Annotated in this window: 18 protein-coding genes; 8 read left to right on the top strand and 10 right to left on the bottom strand. The window is 46.3% G+C overall.

Annotation, left to right across the window (positions count from 1 at the left end):
• Positions 1-12: 12 nt before the first annotated feature.
• Entirely contained in the window at positions 13-390 is a 378-nt protein-coding gene (gene frdD / locus AACR11_RS08475; protein WP_005425034.1) for a fumarate reductase subunit FrdD, read from the top strand.
• Between the two features lie 91 nt (positions 391-481).
• Here the strand turns inward: frdD and AACR11_RS08470 are convergent, their stop codons facing one another.
• The 3 genes from AACR11_RS08470 to efp form a co-directional block, all read right to left on the bottom strand.
• Positions 482-1,165 (bottom strand): nitroreductase family protein, encoded by a 684-nt coding sequence (locus AACR11_RS08470; RefSeq protein WP_029789517.1) that lies wholly within the window; start codon positions 1,163-1,165, stop codon positions 482-484.
• Between the two features lie 243 nt (positions 1,166-1,408).
• A complete protein-coding gene (locus AACR11_RS08465) occupies positions 1,409-2,812 on the bottom strand; it encodes an SPFH domain-containing protein (protein WP_005425046.1) in 1,404 nt (467 codons plus the stop codon).
• Positions 2,813-3,085: 273 nt separating this feature from the next.
• Positions 3,086-3,652, bottom strand: coding sequence for an elongation factor P (gene efp, locus AACR11_RS08460; RefSeq protein WP_005425036.1), 567 nt, complete (start codon positions 3,650-3,652; stop codon positions 3,086-3,088).
• A 32-nt stretch (positions 3,653-3,684) separates the two neighbouring features.
• Here efp and epmB point away from each other — a divergent pair, with 32 nt between their 5' ends.
• Positions 3,685-4,707, top strand: a complete 1,023-nt coding sequence (gene epmB / locus AACR11_RS08455; protein WP_009698894.1) for an EF-P beta-lysylation protein EpmB — start codon at positions 3,685-3,687, stop codon at positions 4,705-4,707.
• A gap of 94 nt (positions 4,708-4,801) precedes the next feature.
• The gene (locus AACR11_RS08450; RefSeq protein WP_005425045.1) at positions 4,802-5,299 is read left to right on the top strand and encodes an MgtC/SapB family protein; all 498 of its coding nucleotides are present in this window, start codon (positions 4,802-4,804) and stop codon (positions 5,297-5,299) included.
• Between the two features lie 77 nt (positions 5,300-5,376).
• On the opposite strand, the gene AACR11_RS08445 is transcribed toward AACR11_RS08450, so the two are convergent.
• The 3 genes from AACR11_RS08445 to AACR11_RS08435 form a co-directional block, all read right to left on the bottom strand.
• The gene (locus tag AACR11_RS08445) at positions 5,377-5,940 is read right to left on the bottom strand and encodes a VC2662 family protein (RefSeq protein WP_005448292.1); all 564 of its coding nucleotides are present in this window, start codon (positions 5,938-5,940) and stop codon (positions 5,377-5,379) included.
• A gap of 473 nt (positions 5,941-6,413) precedes the next feature.
• Positions 6,414-8,060, bottom strand: a complete 1,647-nt coding sequence (gene groL, locus AACR11_RS08440) for a chaperonin GroEL (protein ID WP_009698895.1) — start codon at positions 8,058-8,060, stop codon at positions 6,414-6,416.
• Positions 8,061-8,134: 74 nt separating this feature from the next.
• Positions 8,135-8,425, bottom strand: a complete 291-nt coding sequence (locus AACR11_RS08435; RefSeq protein WP_079324659.1) for a co-chaperone GroES — start codon at positions 8,423-8,425, stop codon at positions 8,135-8,137.
• Between the two features lie 229 nt (positions 8,426-8,654).
• On the opposite strand from AACR11_RS08435, the gene AACR11_RS08430 reads away from it, so the two are divergent.
• Positions 8,655-10,034 carry an MATE family efflux transporter gene (locus AACR11_RS08430; protein WP_029789518.1) on the top strand — a complete coding sequence of 460 codons (1,380 nt, stop codon included), beginning with the start codon at positions 8,655-8,657 and terminating at the stop codon, positions 10,032-10,034.
• Positions 10,035-10,147: 113 nt separating this feature from the next.
• Here the strand turns inward: AACR11_RS08430 and pfkA are convergent, their stop codons facing one another.
• From pfkA to AACR11_RS08415, 3 genes are all read right to left on the bottom strand, one after another.
• The gene (gene pfkA, locus AACR11_RS08425) at positions 10,148-11,110 is read right to left on the bottom strand and encodes a 6-phosphofructokinase (RefSeq protein WP_005448288.1); all 963 of its coding nucleotides are present in this window, start codon (positions 11,108-11,110) and stop codon (positions 10,148-10,150) included.
• Positions 11,111-11,394: 284 nt separating this feature from the next.
• Entirely contained in the window at positions 11,395-12,303 is a 909-nt protein-coding gene (gene fieF / locus AACR11_RS08420) for a CDF family cation-efflux transporter FieF (protein ID WP_009702634.1), read from the bottom strand.
• Between the two features lie 123 nt (positions 12,304-12,426).
• Entirely contained in the window at positions 12,427-12,936 is a 510-nt protein-coding gene (locus AACR11_RS08415; protein ID WP_005448285.1) for a CpxP family protein, read from the bottom strand.
• 191 nt (positions 12,937-13,127) lie between these two features.
• Here AACR11_RS08415 and AACR11_RS08410 point away from each other — a divergent pair, with 191 nt between their 5' ends.
• The 4 genes from AACR11_RS08410 to trmL all read left to right on the top strand — a co-directional run bounded on the left by AACR11_RS08410 (position 13,128) and on the right by trmL (position 16,511).
• Positions 13,128-13,817 carry a response regulator gene (locus tag AACR11_RS08410; RefSeq protein ID WP_005448283.1) on the top strand — a complete coding sequence of 230 codons (690 nt, stop codon included), beginning with the start codon at positions 13,128-13,130 and terminating at the stop codon, positions 13,815-13,817.
• Positions 13,817-15,220: an envelope stress sensor histidine kinase CpxA gene (gene cpxA / locus AACR11_RS08405; protein WP_029789519.1), complete on the top strand. Its 1,404-nt coding sequence runs from the start codon at positions 13,817-13,819 to the stop codon at positions 15,218-15,220. Before AACR11_RS08410 ends, cpxA begins: the two co-directional genes overlap by 1 nt.
• A gap of 72 nt (positions 15,221-15,292) precedes the next feature.
• Positions 15,293-15,901 carry a superoxide dismutase gene (locus tag AACR11_RS08400; RefSeq protein ID WP_029789520.1) on the top strand — a complete coding sequence of 203 codons (609 nt, stop codon included), beginning with the start codon at positions 15,293-15,295 and terminating at the stop codon, positions 15,899-15,901.
• Between the two features lie 130 nt (positions 15,902-16,031).
• Complete coding sequence (trmL, locus tag AACR11_RS08395) at positions 16,032-16,511, top strand: tRNA (uridine(34)/cytosine(34)/5-carboxymethylaminomethyluridine(34)-2'-O)-methyltransferase TrmL (RefSeq protein WP_029789521.1); 480 nt, start codon at positions 16,032-16,034, stop codon at positions 16,509-16,511.
• 70 nt (positions 16,512-16,581) lie between these two features.
• Here trmL and AACR11_RS08390 read toward each other — a convergent pair whose 3' ends face one another.
• A complete protein-coding gene (locus AACR11_RS08390; RefSeq protein ID WP_029789522.1) occupies positions 16,582-17,100 on the bottom strand; it encodes an FxsA family protein in 519 nt (172 codons plus the stop codon).
• Between the last annotated feature and the right edge of the window lie 36 nt (positions 17,101-17,136).

Below are 17,136 nucleotides of genomic sequence, written 5' to 3'. Positions count from 1 at the left end.
GGAGCTTGAGTAATGAAACCAAATTATAGTGTTAATACAGCACCGAAACGTTCTGATGAGCCAATCTGGTGGGGTCTATTTGGTGCCGGTGGTACTTGGTTCGCAATGATCACGCCAATCACGGTACTCGTACTCGGCATCCTAGTTCCACTAGGTGTGATTGATGCAGAAGCAATGAGCTACGAGCGCGTATCTGAATTCGCAACCAGCATCATTGGTGCACTGTTCATCATCGGTACGCTAGCACTGCCAATGTGGCATGCAATGCACCGTGTACACCACGGCATGCACGACCTTAAATTCCACACAGGGGTGGTAGGTAAGATCGCATGTTACGCATTTGCAGGTCTTATCTCTGCACTGGCTGTTGTCTTTATCTTCATGATTTAAGACGCTGACGGAAAATGAAAAAAGCTGGCACCTCGCCAGCTTTTTTATTGCCTGTTATTTGGTTTATCGTCAGCGCTATTCGTTTCAGACACTATTCAATAAAGGTCGCGATTTCATCCAGTGACTTTTTGTGCATTGCATGCTCCGGAATAGTCGCATCTTCTTCCGGATAACCGGTCACAATTAACATATACGGACGGTCAAGATCGTTGTCTCGCCCACAAATCTTACTCAAGAAACTCATCGGCTTTGGCGTGTGAGTCAACATACCCAAACCGGCGTTATGCAATGCTTGAAGCAAAAAGCCTGTGGCAATCCCTACTGACTCGTGTACGTAATAATTGGTTTGTTCCCCATCATTGCTCATGCCACCTTTCTTTTGCGAAAACACAGCGATCAGCCACGGCGCTTTTTCCAAATACGGCTTACTGGCATTCGTGCCGAGTGGTTTCAGTGCATCTAACCATTCTTGCCCAGCTCGACCTTCATAGAAAGAACGTTCTAATTCTTCAGCGGCTTGGCGGATCTGCCCTTTCACTTCCGCACTGTTAATCGCAACGAAATGCCAAGGTTGATGGTTTGCCCCACTAGGTGCCGTACCTGCCGCTCGAATACAGTGCTCAATCACTTCTTTCGCCACTGGGCGATCAGAGAAACTTCGAATGGAATGACGGCGCTGAAGTTGCTCAAGATTATGTACAGCTCTTGCTGCCATTTCCTGCGGAGGGTATTCCACATAATCATTGAGTGGATGGTGTTGCTCTTGGTTCGACATAGTGCTTCCTTGCGCTTGTTGGGTGTTGATTCACTATAGTCACAAATTTCACCCTCGCCTTTTTATCTTCATAAAATCAATGTGATATTGAGATAAAGCGCAAATATTCAGCCGTATTTCACCAACAAAAAAGAGAGGCTGATAACTCGTATCAGCCTCTGCGTTACTCTGATTTGTACAGTTATCAGAGCTTTTAGTCACCTATGATCTTTTTGCTTTTTGAGCTTTTGACCACCCATGATCTTATTGCTGTGTGACCTTCTTAGTTTGGTCCATTAAGCCCAACGCGCCAAAGCCAGTAATCACATCAAGGTTGGTTTTCAGACCTGTTTCTTCACCACCACCAATGTAGTTTTGTGGCATCTGCACTTGGAAGTTTTGCAGGTTGTTGTACAGCGAGTTCGCCACGTCTCGATTCAACTCGGCCAAGTACACTTCTCGGTTTGCACCCAGTGCCGCATACTTCGCTTTCAAGACTTCCGCTTCTGCACGACCTTTTTCAAGAATCGCTTTTGCTTCAAATTCCGCAGACAAAGCATTGGCTTTTTGAATCGCTAGGTTAGCTTCCGCTACTGCTAGCTCTTTCTCTTTTTCCACCTCAGCCAGTCGCTTAGTTTTCTCTACTTCAACAATTTCACGCTCCGCAATTTGACGCGCAACTTCGACTTCTTTTTGCTGTGCGATGATCGCGAGCTCTTTACTGCGCTGAGCATCTTGTACTTCACGGGTACGTTGAATCTCTTTACGTAGCTGCTCAGTCTCTGCTTGTGCTTTCGACGTCTCTTGCTCCTGAATCGCACGAATACGATCGGCAACTAGACGCTTCTTATCTGCCAACAACTGATCAAGCTGCTTCTCTGGCTGCGGGTCACCGATGGTCACCTGCGTCACTTGAATACCGTATTGCTGTAGCGGGTTATCCTGTCGGATTGGTTGCCCCGTTCCATCCACAACCGGAACCGTTTTCCACACCAATTGGTTAGTACGTTGCAGTTGGTTCGCGTTCGACTGATTCGCACCCACCGGAGCTAGGTCTAGCTCTTCCACTTCTACCTGACGACGCTCAGTCAGATAAATGCCTTCACGCAATTGATCACCCAATTTGGATTTGAACTGGTTCAAACCACCTTGGAAGAACTCTTCCCCCGTGTACTGGGTCGCGGTAATCACTGTCACGTTACGTGCGTTCTTCACCAACAGAGCATCGATAAGGTTGCTGTTGTTGCGGAACTCTTTGTGCATCTTCTTAACCGCTTCAGGATCATTGCTGAGCTTAAAGCGGAATGTCACCGGAATTTGACCAATGTAGGTATCGGCAAAGCGAACCTGCACCGCATCAAGGCGTTGATAAAAATCCTCGCCCTTGCTGTTACCAAATGACACGGTGATCACTTGGTCATACTTGGTGATCTTAGACAGGAACGGCATACGAAAATGAATGCCCGGCTCCGTGAATACATCCAATTCACCGGTGATGTTGTTCTGATGCACATAGCTGTAACCCGCATCGGTCATTAGCACTGAGCTGTTAATCGTTAAGCCTATGGCCAGCAGCGGGATACCAAATACGGCTGCTTTCAATCCTTTATGTAGTAACTGACGTCTCTCTTCCACTTTTAAACCTCGTCCTAAGCCTCTGCTTTCCATTTTGTTCTCCTTTTTAGGTTGTCATTGAGTTAAATCGATAAAAATCAAATTGCTATACAACTCGCTGACAACGAGGACTAATGTATCAAATTGTGACATTAAGAAATAATCGAAAGATTCATGAAATAAATAAGATTTTTACGAATAATACAAAATCATTAAAAATTTGCGGAGGATATCGATGTTTTGCACAGAAGCATTAAAGGGAGGGGAATTGCAGACAATAAAAAAGGCCGCCGAAGCGACCTTTTTCATCAAATACGTTTGAGTGAATTACTTCACACGACCTACGTATTCAGCAGTACGAGTGTCAACTTTGATCACTTCACCGATTGCGATGAATAGTGGAACACGTACAACAGCGCCAGTTGATAGCGTAGCTGGTTTACCACCTGTGCCTTGAGTATCACCTTTCAGACCTGGATCTGTATCTGTAACTTCTAGCTCAACGAAGTTTGGTGGAGTAACAGTAATTGGGTTACCGTTCCAAAGCGTGATCATACAAGTGTTGTTTTCTACCAACCACTTAGCGTTGTCGCCAACTGCTTTCGCGTCTGCAGCGATCTGCTCGAAAGTTTCGTTGTTCATAAAGTGGTAGAATTCGCCGTCTGAATATAGATAATCTAGGTCGATATCCATTACGTCTGCCACTTCACAAGTGTCACCAGACTTGAATGTTTTCTCTAGCACTTTACCAGAAAGAAGTTTACGAATTTTAACGCGGTTGAACGCTTGGCCTTTACCTGGTTTAACGTATTCGTTTTCCAGAATTACACAAGGCTCGTTATCAAGCATTAACTTAAGGCCGCCTTTAAATTCATTGGTGCTAACTGTAGCCATTTTTTCCTCTTACATTCTTAGAGCTAAATTCAATGCCGCACATAATAACCCGAAAAGTCGAATCTGTTGAGCAAAACTGGCTCAAACAGTTAGCGAATGGGATCTCTGATCCTGCAAAATTGCTGGAAATGTTGGAAATTGATCCATCGCCATGGCTGGACGGGTTTGCTGCGCGCAAGCTGTTTGCACAGCGTGTACCGCAAAGTTTTGTCGATAGGATGGAAAAAGGCAATCCTTACGATCCACTTTTACGCCAAGTATTACCTTTGAGCGAAGAATTTGAGGTCCATGAAGGCTATTCCAATGATCCGCTAGAAGAGCAAGACAATGACATTCCGGGATTGCTGCACAAGTATCGCAACCGCGCCTTGATGATTGTGAAAGGCGGCTGTGCGGTGAATTGCCGTTACTGCTTCCGCCGCCACTTCCCTTATCAAGAAAACAAAAGCGGTAAGCAAGCATGGACTAAGTGCCTTGAGTACATGGCACAACAACCTGAGCTAAACGAAGTGATCTTCTCTGGTGGCGATCCTTTGATGGCAAAAGACGATGAGATCCACTGGCTATTGGAGCACATCGCACAAATTCCACATATCAAACGCCTGCGTATTCACAGCCGTTTGCCTGTCGTGATTCCTGCTCGTATTACTGATGAGCTATGTCACCTACTTCGCGCTTCTCGTCTGCAAATCATCTTGGTGACTCATATCAACCACGCCAACGAAATCAACGCTGAGTTTGCCGCTCAAATGGCGAAGTTGAAGCAGGCTGGCGTTACCTTGCTAAACCAGGGGGTACTGCTGAAAGACGTTAACAACAGCGTTGAAGCACAAGTTGCACTGAACGAAGCGTTATTTGATGCTGGCATTTTGCCTTACTACTTGCACGTTTTAGATAAAGTCCAAGGCGCGGCACACTACTTTGTTTCCGATGAAGAAGCGAAAGAGCTCATGCGTGGCGTAATCACGCGAGTGTCTGGATATTTAGTGCCTAAATTGACCCGTGAAATTGGTGGTCGACCAAGTAAAACACCACTGGATCTGCATCTAGAGTAAGTTGCTTGCCGTATAAAGATTGTCGTTACGAGTAAAAGCTTTTGTTCGCTCAGGCGGTCTTATCTATGCATACTCCGCAAATTTGGAGGTTAAGATGCAAGCAACTTTTGAACACTATTTCGATCTTGGCCCATTCAGTTGGGCGGCATTACTTTGCTGCGCAATCAATGGTTTGATGATTGGCATTGAGCGTCAAACTCGAGGTAAACCCGTTGGTATTCGTACTGCAATTCTCGTCATATCAGGTACTTACCTATTTATGTCAATGGCGGTTTCGCTCTCACCGAACACATTAGACCAAGCTCGTGTTCTTGGGCAGATCATTACTGGTGTTGGTTTTTTAGGTGCAGGTGTGATGATGACTCAAGACGGCAAAATCCATGGTGTGACTTCAGCAGCAGTAATTTGGGTATTGGCAGGCTTGGGCTTGATGATTGGCTTAGGTTACTTATCGCAGTCGATCATTATTACCGTGTTGGCACTGACCGTTTTGCTCGGTGTAGACCGGGCAGAAAACCGCGTCAAAGCTTTGCGCCGCGGTGTGCACCAGAAAATGCAGCAGCGAAAAACATCTACACGTTTGATCAAATAATCCATTCAATAAAAAAGACCCCGACGTCTCGCCGGGGTCTTTTTGTATCTGGCATTTATCGTGGAAGGTCGCGGAACTTATTTCGCAAAGTTCACGATAGGGAAACACTTGAAGAAACCGTTGTCCGCACAGTTTAGAAGACCAATTTGAACACCATCGATTTGGTCAGTCATGTTGAAGACACCAAGCTGGAAGTTAGATTTTTTAGAGATACTTGCCAGACCAATGTCTGCCATTGTGTAACCTTCAGAGTAGTTCACCGCACTCCAGTTCAAACCTTTCACATTGTTTGTTACGTTCACTGCACCCAAGTTAACACCATTCGTCTGACCTTGGTTCCAGTTAAATAGACCCAGAGAAGCACCTGTCATTTCTTGATTTACTTTTGATGCACCAAAGAAAAGACCGAAGTTCACACCGGTTGTACGATCTGTTTCAGACATACCAAGTAGAGAGAAATCGACACCTTTCACTTCGTTCACCTGACCGTGAAGAACAGCAAGACGCACACCACCAACAGAGGAGTTAGAAGGCGCGTTCGTGTTGTCGATTGTAGAGAACATAACTGGTGAGCTATCAGCAAGAGCAACAGGTGAAGCGATAACGGCTGCAACAGCCAGTGACGTCATTAGCTTTTTCATTTTCATCTCCATGGGGATTTGTCTTTTACAACATAGTGTAGTGTTCAGAGTTTGCGCTATTTTTAGTTGATGAATGTTAGCGCTAAGTCATATTTAACTGAGTGAATATTTAACCCAATAATTCACACACATTATTTATCCGCTTTTTTCCTAAACTCTGATGATTAGTAACCACTCAATTTCGAGTGTTTCCGTCAATGTTCTCAGCACTCAGCTCAACCCAATAACACCTTGCTCTGCTATGTCTAACGAAGAAGAATCAGAATTTCCCTACAACTCAATCTCACCAACAAACAGTCCCAATTCACAGACATAAAAAAGCCGAGGCATTCACCTCGGCTTCCTAGTTTGGTTTGGTCGGTTATCTTTAAGCTATAACGTCTTAGAGCAAAGAGAAAGCGCGGAGTTTACGCACGTAAATGAGCACTTTCGATGCAGCTATAAGGCGTTAGAGCGACAAGACCAGCAGCAAATTACATCATGCCGCCCATACCACCCATACCGCCCATACCACCCATGTCAGGCATACCTGCGCCTTCTTTTTGTGGTAGGTCAGTAACCATCGCTTCAGTTGTGATCATTAGACCTGCAACTGATGCTGCAAATTGTAGAGCAGAACGCGTTACTTTAGTTGGGTCTAGGATACCCATCTCTAGCATGTCGCCGTACTCGCCTGTTGCTGCGTTGTAGCCGTAAGAACCTTCACCTGCTTTCACGTTGTTCGCTACTACTGACTCTTCATCACCCGCGTTCTTCGTGATTTGACGGATTGGCGCTTCCATTGCACGTAGTGCAACGCGGATACCAACGTTTTGCTCTTCATTGTCGCCTTCTAGGTCAACAATCTTAGATGCTGCACGGATGAGTGCTACACCACCACCAGCAACAACGCCTTCTTCAACCGCTGCGCGAGTTGCATGCAGTGCATCTTCTACGCGGTCTTTCTTCTCTTTCATCTCAACTTCAGTTGCTGCACCAACTTTGATTACTGCAACACCGCCTGCTAGCTTAGCAACGCGCTCTTGTAGTTTCTCTTTGTCGTAGTCTGAAGTTGCATCTTCGATTTGCTGACGGATTTGAGCAACACGACCTTGGATCATTGCTTCTTCACCCACGCCATCGATGATGGTTGTGTTTTCTTTTGTGATTGCAACGCGCTTCGCCTGACCTAGGTCTTCTAGTGCTACTTTTTCTAGCTCTAGACCAACTTCTTCAGAAATCACGATACCGCCAGTTAGGATAGCGATGTCTTGTAGCATTGCTTTACGACGGTCACCGAAACCAGGCGCTTTCACTGCTGCTACTTTCACGATGCCACGCATGTTGTTCACAACAAGTGTTGCTAGTGCTTCACCTTCTACGTCTTCAGCGATGATAAGTAGTGGGCGAGATGCTTTTGCTACTGCTTCTAGTGCTGGAAGAAGTTCACGGATGTTCGATACTTTCTTATCGATCAGAAGGATGAATGGGTTTTCTAGATCAACAGAACCTGCTTCTTGGTTGTTGATGAAGTAAGGAGATAGGTAACCGCGGTCGAACTGCATACCTTCAACTACATCTAGCTCATCTTGTAGTGCTTGACCTTCTTCAACAGTGATAACACCGTCGCGACCAACTTTTTCCATTGCTTCAGCAATGATGTTACCTACGCTTGAGTCAGAGTTCGCAGAGATGGTACCAACCTGTGCGATTGCTTTGGTGTCGTTACACTCAACAGATAGCTCTTTTAGTTGCTCAACTGCTGCAATAACTGCTTTGTCGATACCGCGCTTAAGGTCCATTGGGTTCATACCCGCTGCAACTGCTTTTAGACCTTCATTTACGATTGCTTGCGCTAGTACGGTTGCTGTTGTTGTACCGTCACCCGCTGCGTCGTTTGCTTTAGACGCAACTTCTTTAACCATTTGTGCGCCCATGTTCTGGAATTTATCTTCCAGTTCAATTTCACGCGCTACTGATACACCATCTTTAGTGATAGTTGGTGCACCAAAAGATTTGTCTAGAACTACGTTACGACCTTTAGGACCCAGTGTTACTTTTACTGCGTCCGCTAGAACGTTTACGCCTTCTAGCATTTTAACTCGTGCGTCATTACCAAATTTAACGTCTTTAGCAGCCATCTTTGATTTCCTTTCTAAATTCTGTTTTCGATTTCGTTTTTGAATCAGAGCAAAAAATTACTCAACGATTGCTATTAGTCGAAAATAGCCATGATGTCGTTTTCAGACATTACTAGCACTTCTTTACCGTCGATTTTTTCAGTTTTAGTACCGTAACCTTCAGCGAAGATAACAGTATCACCAACTTTAACGTCCAGCGGTAGCACTGTGCCGTTCTCTAGGATGCGGCCTTTACCCACAGCTAGAACAACACCGCGAGTCGATTTTTCCGCAGCAGAACCAGTTAAAACGATGCCACCAGCTGACTTTGATTCAACTTCTTTACGTTCAACGATAACTCGGTCATGTAATGGACGAATGTTCATCGGTCGTCTCTCCTGAAAATTTCCATGTTTATTTGATAATTGCCCGCGCAGGGGCACGTGATCACTATATAAGGGGCAAAGCTAAGGATCCCAAGGGGTAGACGTGAATTTTTTGTGACTTAGTTAAAATAACCGGCAGCTAAGCAACGGTTTGCGCGCGAAATGCTCACTCGCCGAGGCAACGGCTTTCTTGTATCCTTGCCCTTCCCTCACCAGATAGATGTCAAAAATGCTGGAAAAGAATAAGCCGGACAATCAGACTCAAGACAAGCATGGTTTGTTGACCGCGCCCATTCCTGACACCTTACGCAAAATGACCGTCCCCATGACCATGGGCATGATCGCGATTTTGATGTTTAACTTGGTCGATACCTTTTTCATCTCGCTATTGGGTACCGAAGCGCTCGCGGCAATCAGTTATACCTTCCCAGTAACCTTTGCTGTGAACTGCATCACTATGGGCATTGGTATGGGTCTGTCGACCAATATCGGTCGCCTATTGGGTCAAGGAGAGTCTTCTCAAGCAGCACGTTTTACTAGCCATGGTTTATTACTGGCAGTTGCTCTAGTTACGATTGCTTCAACGCTAGGTTTGTTTACCATCGAGCCATTATTCAGCTTCCTTGGCGCAAAAGAAGATTCCATTCCACTGATCAAGCAGTACATGCAAGTCTGGTATCTGACAATTCCCCTGCTGGTGATCCCAATGGCAGGCAATAGCGCTATTCGGGCGACTGGTGATACCAAGACTCCGGCGAAGATAATGATGCTCGCTGGATTGATTAACGGCATACTCGATCCATTACTCATCTTTGGCTACGGTCCTTTTCCTGAGCTCGGCATTCAAGGCGCTGCGATTGCTAGTGCATTCAGTTGGTTTGGTGCTTTGTGCGGTTCTTTCTATGTATTGATCAAACGCGAAAAGCTGCTTGCGGTCCCACAATGGCAGTGCATCAAACAAGATTGGCAACAAACGCTCAAGATCGGTACGCCCGCTGCTCTCTCGAATGCGATGACGCCGCTATCTGGTGCGATTCTGATGATGATTTTGTCTCACCATGGCACCGCAGCGGTTGCAGCTTATGGCGCTGCGCAACGTATTGAATCAATATTAATTTTGGTGCTGATGTCGCTGACCTCAGCACTCACCCCATTTATGGCGCAAAACTTTGGGGCCAATAACCCTGCTCGTGCCTTCTCTGGCTGGTTCCTGAGCATGCGCTTTGCGGTGGTCTTCCAAGGCTTTATCTTTTTGATGATGGTGCCTCTCAGCATTCCTCTTGCTGCGCTTTTCTCCCAAGAAGCAGCGGTAAAAGACTTGCTGTGGCATTACCTCTTAGTCGTGCCATTTAGCTACGGCTTCCAAGGGATTGTGATGATGCTGGTGAGTGGCTATAACGCGATGCACAAACCGCTGCGCGCTTTCCAATGGAGCTTTATGCGCTTGTTCGTCTTTACGCTGCCAGCGGCATGGATTGGCAGTCTGCTTTATAGCATCGAAGGTTTGTTCATTGGTATTGCTCTGGGTAACACACTAGGCGGTTTGTTAGGGTATCTCTTTGCCCTGCGCGAGCGTCGTATCACATTAGCAGAGCATGCGAGCTCTTAGTTCCACATAAAGCCAGTTTCAATCTCAGACGGACTTCAGCTTAGACAAGTTTCGGATAATAAAAAACCGCGGATAACCGCGGTTTTTTTAGATTTTGACTTTATCAAGCAGGCTTAGAATAGCTCTTCAGCAACTTGGTATAGGTCGTTGCGTACAGGACGCTTCATGTTCTCGATAGCATCGATGATGTCGTGGTGAACCAGTTGCTCTTTCACGATACCAACACAACGACCGCCGTGGCCTTCCATTAGTAGGTGAACAGCATAGTTACCCATGCGAGACGCTAGAACGCGGTCAAATGCAGTTGGACGACCACCACGTTGGATGTGACCAAGAACCGTTGCACGAGTCTCACGACCTGTTGCCGCTTCGATCTCTTTCGCTAGTTCGTTTGCATCCATCATCAGCTCAGTTAGCGCGATGATTGCGTGCTTCTTACCTTTAGAGATACCGTCTTGGATGTTACCAATCAGCTTCTCTTTATCTAGACCAGTTTCTGGAGTAATGATGTACTCACAGCCACCTGCGATTGCAGACATCAGAGTTAGGTCACCACAGTGACGACCCATGATTTCTACGATAGAAATACGCTGGTGAGAAGAAGACGTGTCGCGTAGACGGTCGATTGCGTCGATAACTGTGTTTAGCGCTGTTAGGTAACCGATTGTGTAATCTGTACCTGCGATATCGTTATCGATTGTGCCTGGTAGACCGATACATGGGTAACCCATCTCAGTCAGTTTCTTAGCACCCATGTAAGAACCGTCACCACCGATAACAACTAGTGCATCGATACCGTGCTTTTTAAGGTTCTCAATCGCTTGTTCGCGTACTGCCACTTCCTTGAATTCAGGGAAACGTGCAGAACCTAGGAATGTACCACCCTTGTTGATCACATCAGAAACGCTAGAACGATCTAACCTTTCGATGCGGTCTTCGTAAAGACCTAGGTAGCCATCGTAAACACCGTAAACTTCCAATCCCTCAGATAGTGCTGTACGAACTACGCCGCGTACTGCAGCGTTCATACCAGGTGCGTCACCGCCACTTGTTAAAACACCGATCTTCTTAATCATGCTCACCCTCGATCTTTGGCAATCAATTATTTAATTTTCTTTTAGGCCCCTTGTTACCAAGCAACCTGCATAATCCAGAACTGTGCGTTATGTTACATTTCCTCTACAGGAATACCAATGAAAACACACTTTTTTATGTAACTTTTCTACTTATGTAAGAGTATTACAGTTTCTCTTTGCAACTTCGTTGATTCACATCAGGATCACGATTCTTAATAAGTAGTGATGGAAAGATAGTCAATAAGCGCCTATTTGTCGTCAGGCACTGCCCGATTTTTCGACCGTTACCAATCTTGCGCCTTCTGGTCTCTTTCTGGACCAAACACCACTGACAATGGATCTTGATGGATCAGCACATCCGCTTCCGGGAACAGCTCAAGTAGATTATCTTCTACTTTATCGGCAATGTGATGGGCCTCGATCAAACGTAAGTTATCATCCAATTCTAAGTGCAGTTGGATAAAGCGCGTTGGACCAGACATCCGTGTACGTAACTGATGCACACCCAATACCCCTTCCACTTTTAAGCACTCTTGGCGAATCTGTTCCAACTCTTCATCTGGCAGCTTTCTATCCAACAAGGTCTGAATCGCTTCGCTGACCATCTTGAATGCGCTGTATAAAATAAAGATACCAATACCCACCGCAAACACTGCATCGGCTTGCGTGACACCAAAGTAACTCAAACCTAATGCCACCATAATGGCACCATTCATATACAGGTCTGTTTGGTAATGCAGTGAGTCGGCGGCGATCGCCTGACTGCCCGTCACACGCACGACATGCTTTTGGAACATCACAAGTCCAAAAGTGACCACCATAGCAAATAGAGAAACGTAAACACCGAGCTCTGGAGCGTTTAATTCATGTGGGCGGAAGAAGCGCTCGACACCGTTCAGGATCAAGAACACCGCTGAACCAGAAATAAACATCGCTTGTGCCAGCGCCGCCAACGATTCGGCTTTACCGTGACCAAAAGTATGTTCTCTGTCGGCAGGTTGTAGGGAATAGCGCACCACAATGAGGTTCACCACCGAAGCGGCAATATCCAGCATGGAGTCAATTAAAGAGGCAAGTAAGCTGACTGACCCCGTCACCCACCAAGTGATGACTTTGACAATCAAAAGAAGCGCCGCAACGATGGTTGCCGTCCAAGCTGCCATCGTCACTAAACGTGCGTATTGCTGTTTCATAATCAAATAGTTAACTCAAACCGTGCTTTGAGTATACCTTGAGAATGATTTAATGAGTATGAAATCGCCAAGATCAAAAAGAGGCAGCACTCTGGCTACCTCTCTTACGTTATCTTTCAGCGATTAGCTGTTGTGGTGCTTTTCCATGCGTTTTTGCATTTTTTCGCCACACTTTTGTTGACGCTCTTTTTGTAGCTCAACAAATTTTGTTTTTTGCTCAGGAGTCAGAACACTCAGCATTTGGTGCTTTTTCTCCATCATCTTAACGCGACGCTCAGTTTGCTTCTCAACCATCTCTTTTGCTAGGTCGTTTGCCGCTGCTGCATCGAAGTTATCAGCCAATAGCAGTGCTTGAACCTTTTCGTGGTGCGCTTGACGCTCAGCCATACGTGCTTCTTTACCATCCGCGAATTTTGCTTTCATTTCCGCTTTGTTCGCTTCACGCATTTCTTTTAGTTGGTCTTTTTGTGCATCAGTTAGGTCTAGTTGACGCATGATACCGCGGTCCATACCCATACCACACTCACCGCGATGACCTTTGTGGTCTTTACCGCCAAATGCGAATGCACTCGCTGTACCTAGAGTTAGAGGTAGAACAACAGCCGCTAGTACCAGTTTCTTTGCAGTTTTCATAATACGATTCCTTACACAGGTTAGTGATTCTTCTGAGCTGTTCTCACAGCGCTTGAGTGTAGAATACGACCTACTAGGTAAAGCGACGTATAGAGACCGTAAAGAATCGTAAAGAGTGATTTTTACACTCATTCTTCACCGTCATTACCATGTAATATTAAAACAACTACGAATAATAAATAGGTACTCATATGGCGAACATTCTTTTGATTGATGACGATACCGAGCTAACCAGCCTACTTAAGGAAGTGCTGAGCTTCGAAGGTTTTAACGTCAACGAAGCCAACGATGGAGAAGCTGGTCTCGCGGCAGTCACTGACGAAATCGACCTTATTCTGCTCGATGTCATGATGCCAAAACTCAATGGAATGGAAACCTTAAAGCGCCTGCGTGAAAACTGGGAAACGCCTGTTCTAATGCTGACAGCTAAAGGCGAAGAAATCGATCGCGTGATCGGTCTTGAACTGGGTGCGGATGATTACCTGCCAAAACCATTCAGCGACCGCGAACTACTGGCACGTATCCGAGCAATTTTACGCCGCACAAGCAGCACTCAAAAGAGCACTAAAAACGGCGACTGCATTGAGTATCAAGAAATCAAACTCTATCCAGGCAAACAGGAAGCCTATTGTGAAGAGGTTCTGCTGGATTTAACGACCACAGAGTTCGCCTTGTTGACTCACTTTGTACAAAATCCGGGGCAAGTCCTCACTAAAGAAACCCTGAGTCTTGACGTGCTTGGTAAGCGCCTTGCAGCCTTTGACCGCGCGATCGATATGCACGTGTCCAACCTACGGAAGAAACTGCCAGATCAGAGTAACGGTAAGCCACGCATTAAAACCCTACGAGGGCGCGGCTACATGTTGATTGAGGAGGATTAATGCGAGCACCACGCTTCAAACTACCGAAGATAAACAGCTTGTATGGACGCATCTTTGCCATCTTCTGGTTCACCATGTTTTTGGTTCTGATGGCTGTGCTGTCACTACCTCATCTTGATCCACGGAAAGCGCGCGACATTCCAAAAGAGCATTATCAACGTATGCTTGAAATACGTGACGGTATTGAGAAGAAGTATCGCAACCAAGATAACCTCGGCAAAATCTTATTTAGCCTTGAAGGACAACGACGCAGCAAGCATGACCCACGTCCAAGGATCTTCTTTTCCGATCACGAAGGGAATGTCTTAAGCACCTCGAGCCACAAAGACTTTAAGCTGCGTGCACTGCAAAATTTTGTCACCAGTATTGAAGATCAGTCACAGCCGAAACAAAAACTCTACGGTCGTTACATGATTGCAGGTCCAGTGCCAATCAATGTCGCTAATTCAGAGCTACTGATGTACGTCGGCTTTAAGTGGAACGAGCCGCCACCAATCATGTTACGCCTGTTTGACCACCCATTGCAGTTGCTGCTCGCCGTTATGTTGGTGAGTACACCGCTATTATTATGGTTAGCATGGGCATTGAGCCAACCAGCTCGACGATTGGAAACCGCAGCACAACGCGTTGCTAAAGGTGAGTTTGTCATCGATCCGAATCTAGAGAAAGGCACCACCGAGTTTCGCCAAGCAGGTACGAGCTTCAACCAAATGGTCGAGGCTGTGAATCAAATGATTTCTGGTCAGCAGCGTTTACTCTCAGACATCTCACACGAGCTGCGTTCCCCACTCACTCGCCTGCGTATGGCAAGTGCGTTGGCGACTCGTAAACAAGGTGAAAGCCCAGAGCTAACTCGTATTGATACCGAAGCGCAGCGCTTAGAGCAGATGATTGCCGAGCTGCTTGAACTGTCGCGCATGCAGGTAAACAGTCACATGACGCGCGAGACTCAGCCAATTGTCAGCTTATGGGAAGAGATCATCAAAGACGCGCAGTTTGAAGCCGAGCAAATGGGTAAAACCCTTAGCTATTCAACCTTACCGGATCGCAGTATCTCTGGTAATCCTAAATTGTTGATGAGCGCGGTAGAAAATATCATCCGCAACGCGATTTACTACGGCAAAGATGAAGTAAGAATCGACATTCAGGATTCATTCGATACCCTCAGCATCGTGGTTGACGACAATGGGGAAGGCGTACCTGACGAAGAATTGGAAGCAATTTTCCGCCCGTTTTACCGTGTATCTACAGCACGAGATCGCCATTCAGGTGGTACTGGCTTAGGATTAACCATCACCGACAGTGCGATTCGTCAGCACAGCGGTTCGATTGTTGCTAGCCGTAGCCCACTCGGCGGTTTACGTGTCACCATCACCCTACCATTGATCAGCGCAGGCAAATAACCTTACAAAGATCAAAGTTGATAATGATTTTCATTAACATTAAAGTAAATCCTCCATAAAGGAGGATTTACAATGTCGCACATTTTCCCAGAGCTTCCATACGAATACGATGCGTTAGAGCCGTACATCGATGCGAAAACAATGGAAGTTCACTACAGCAAACACCATAAAACTTATTACGACAAATTCATGGCTGCCGCAAAAGGCAGCGCTCTCGAGACCCAAAGCCTCGATGACATCTTCGCTTGCATTTCTCAACACAGTCCGGCTATCCGCAACAACGGTGGCGGCTATTACAATCACATCATTTACTGGAACTGCATGTCACCAAACGGTGGCGGTGAACCTCAAGGTGCTCTAGCGCAAGCCATCAACGACAAATATGGCGACTTCGAAAAGTTTAAAGATGAGTTCGCACAAGCTGCTATCAATACTTTCGGCTCTGGCTTTGCTTGGCTGGTCGTAAAAGATGGCGATATTCACATTACGTCAACGAGTAACCAAGACAACCCTCTAATGGACGTTGCCGCGGTACAAGGTGAACCAGTCCTAGCATTGGATGTGTGGGAACACGCATACTACATCAGCTACCAAAACCGTCGTCCTGAATACATCGACGCATGGTGGAATGTGGTCAACTGGCGCGCAGTGGAAGAGAACTACGCTCGCGCTCTGAGTTAATCTATCTAAATGAGGGCAACACACTGAAGTGGTTGCCCTCTTCTATTACCCGTCATTGTGTTGAATCTCGCTTCTCATGGTGACTTGGGTATATACTGCTCGCCTGTTTTGACCAATCTAATTCAATACCATGTTTGATATCGCTCTATACGAACCAGAAATCGCGCCGAACACCGGCAACATCATTCGCCTGTGTGCTAACTGTGGTGCGAATCTCCACCTGATTGAGCCGCTGGGTTTCGATCTAGAAGAGAAGAAAGTCCGCCGCGCAGGTTTGGATTACCACGATTTGGCTCGCGTGACGCGTCATAAAGATTATCAAGCATTCTTGGAATACTTAGAGAAAGAGAAACAAGGCAACTACCGTCTGTTTGCATGCACGACCAAAACCACAGGTCATCACGTCGATGCAAAATACCAAGAAGGCGATGTTTTGATGTTTGGTCCAGAAACACGTGGCCTGCCAGCAGACGTGATTGATAGCCTACCAATGGAACAACGTATTCGTATTCCGATGATGCCGGATGCGCGCAGCCTGAACCTTTCTAACGCCGTTGCGATTATTGCGTTTGAAGCATGGCGCCAAATGAGCTTTGAAGGCGCGTTGTAAGCACTGCAAATGACAGATACTAAAAAGGGCGCTCAATGCGCCCTTTTGCTTTTCTTACTGACCGATTGAATCAGTTGAGCTTGTTACGATCATTGTCGTCTTTACGCTCGTATTCACCTTCGAAGGTGTTGCCGTTATCCGATTGAGAATTGAATGGGTCACGACGGAACGGGTCTTGCTCAAATGGACCTTGATTTGAGAAGCCACCTTGGAAGCCGCCACCGTTCATGGTCTTCACCACCATCTTACTCATTAGGTATTTGGCAATTGCCGCTCGCGGTGCTGGCAATAATACCAACATACCCAATGCATCGGTCATGAAACCAGGGGTTAACAACAGCACACCGGCAACCGCCAGCATCACACCTTCAAAAATCTGTTGCGCTGGAAGCTCACCTTGCTCTAAGCGCCCTTGCACCGACATTAGCGTCTGGATGCCTTGGCTACGTACCAAAGACGCACCAACAAATGCAGTAATCAACACCAAAGCAATCGTAGGCCAGAGACCTAAGAAGCCTCCCACCTGAATAAATAGGCCGATTTCGATGATCGGGACGAAAATAAACGCCAATAATAAGATAGGAAACACATGCCCTCCTTTGTTGGATTCAGTGTAATGGCAAAA

This window comes from Vibrio sp. L85 (genome assembly GCF_963871815.1).
Lineage (GTDB): Bacteria > Pseudomonadota > Gammaproteobacteria > Enterobacterales > Vibrionaceae > Vibrio > Vibrio harveyi.
This window is presented reverse-complemented; position numbering and strand designations above follow the sequence as displayed.

What these genes read in the sequence shown, in the direction of transcription:
- frdD (WP_005425034.1), top strand. Translation starts at nt 13, where the DNA reads ATGAAACCAAATTATAGTGTTAATACAGCACCGAAACGTTCTGATGAG.
- AACR11_RS08470 (WP_029789517.1), bottom strand. Translation starts at nt 1,165, where the DNA reads ATGTCGAACCAAGAGCAACACCATCCACTCAATGATTATGTGGAATAC.
- AACR11_RS08465 (WP_005425046.1), bottom strand. Translation starts at nt 2,812, where the DNA reads ATGGAAAGCAGAGGCTTAGGACGAGGTTTAAAAGTGGAAGAGAGACGT.
- efp (WP_005425036.1), bottom strand. Translation starts at nt 3,652, where the DNA reads ATGGCTACAGTTAGCACCAATGAATTTAAAGGCGGCCTTAAGTTAATG.
- epmB (WP_009698894.1), top strand. Translation starts at nt 3,685, where the DNA reads ATGCCGCACATAATAACCCGAAAAGTCGAATCTGTTGAGCAAAACTGG.
- AACR11_RS08450 (WP_005425045.1), top strand. Translation starts at nt 4,802, where the DNA reads ATGCAAGCAACTTTTGAACACTATTTCGATCTTGGCCCATTCAGTTGG.
- AACR11_RS08445 (WP_005448292.1), bottom strand. Translation starts at nt 5,940, where the DNA reads ATGAAAAAGCTAATGACGTCACTGGCTGTTGCAGCCGTTATCGCTTCA.
- groL (WP_009698895.1), bottom strand. Translation starts at nt 8,060, where the DNA reads ATGGCTGCTAAAGACGTTAAATTTGGTAATGACGCACGAGTTAAAATG.
- AACR11_RS08435 (WP_079324659.1), bottom strand. Translation starts at nt 8,425, where the DNA reads ATGAACATTCGTCCATTACATGACCGAGTTATCGTTGAACGTAAAGAA.
- AACR11_RS08430 (WP_029789518.1), top strand. Translation starts at nt 8,655, where the DNA reads ATGCTGGAAAAGAATAAGCCGGACAATCAGACTCAAGACAAGCATGGT.
- pfkA (WP_005448288.1), bottom strand. Translation starts at nt 11,110, where the DNA reads ATGATTAAGAAGATCGGTGTTTTAACAAGTGGCGGTGACGCACCTGGT.
- fieF (WP_009702634.1), bottom strand. Translation starts at nt 12,303, where the DNA reads ATGAAACAGCAATACGCACGTTTAGTGACGATGGCAGCTTGGACGGCA.
- AACR11_RS08415 (WP_005448285.1), bottom strand. Translation starts at nt 12,936, where the DNA reads ATGAAAACTGCAAAGAAACTGGTACTAGCGGCTGTTGTTCTACCTCTA.
- AACR11_RS08410 (WP_005448283.1), top strand. Translation starts at nt 13,128, where the DNA reads ATGGCGAACATTCTTTTGATTGATGACGATACCGAGCTAACCAGCCTA.
- cpxA (WP_029789519.1), top strand. Translation starts at nt 13,817, where the DNA reads ATGCGAGCACCACGCTTCAAACTACCGAAGATAAACAGCTTGTATGGA.
- AACR11_RS08400 (WP_029789520.1), top strand. Translation starts at nt 15,293, where the DNA reads ATGTCGCACATTTTCCCAGAGCTTCCATACGAATACGATGCGTTAGAG.
- trmL (WP_029789521.1), top strand. Translation starts at nt 16,032, where the DNA reads ATGTTTGATATCGCTCTATACGAACCAGAAATCGCGCCGAACACCGGC.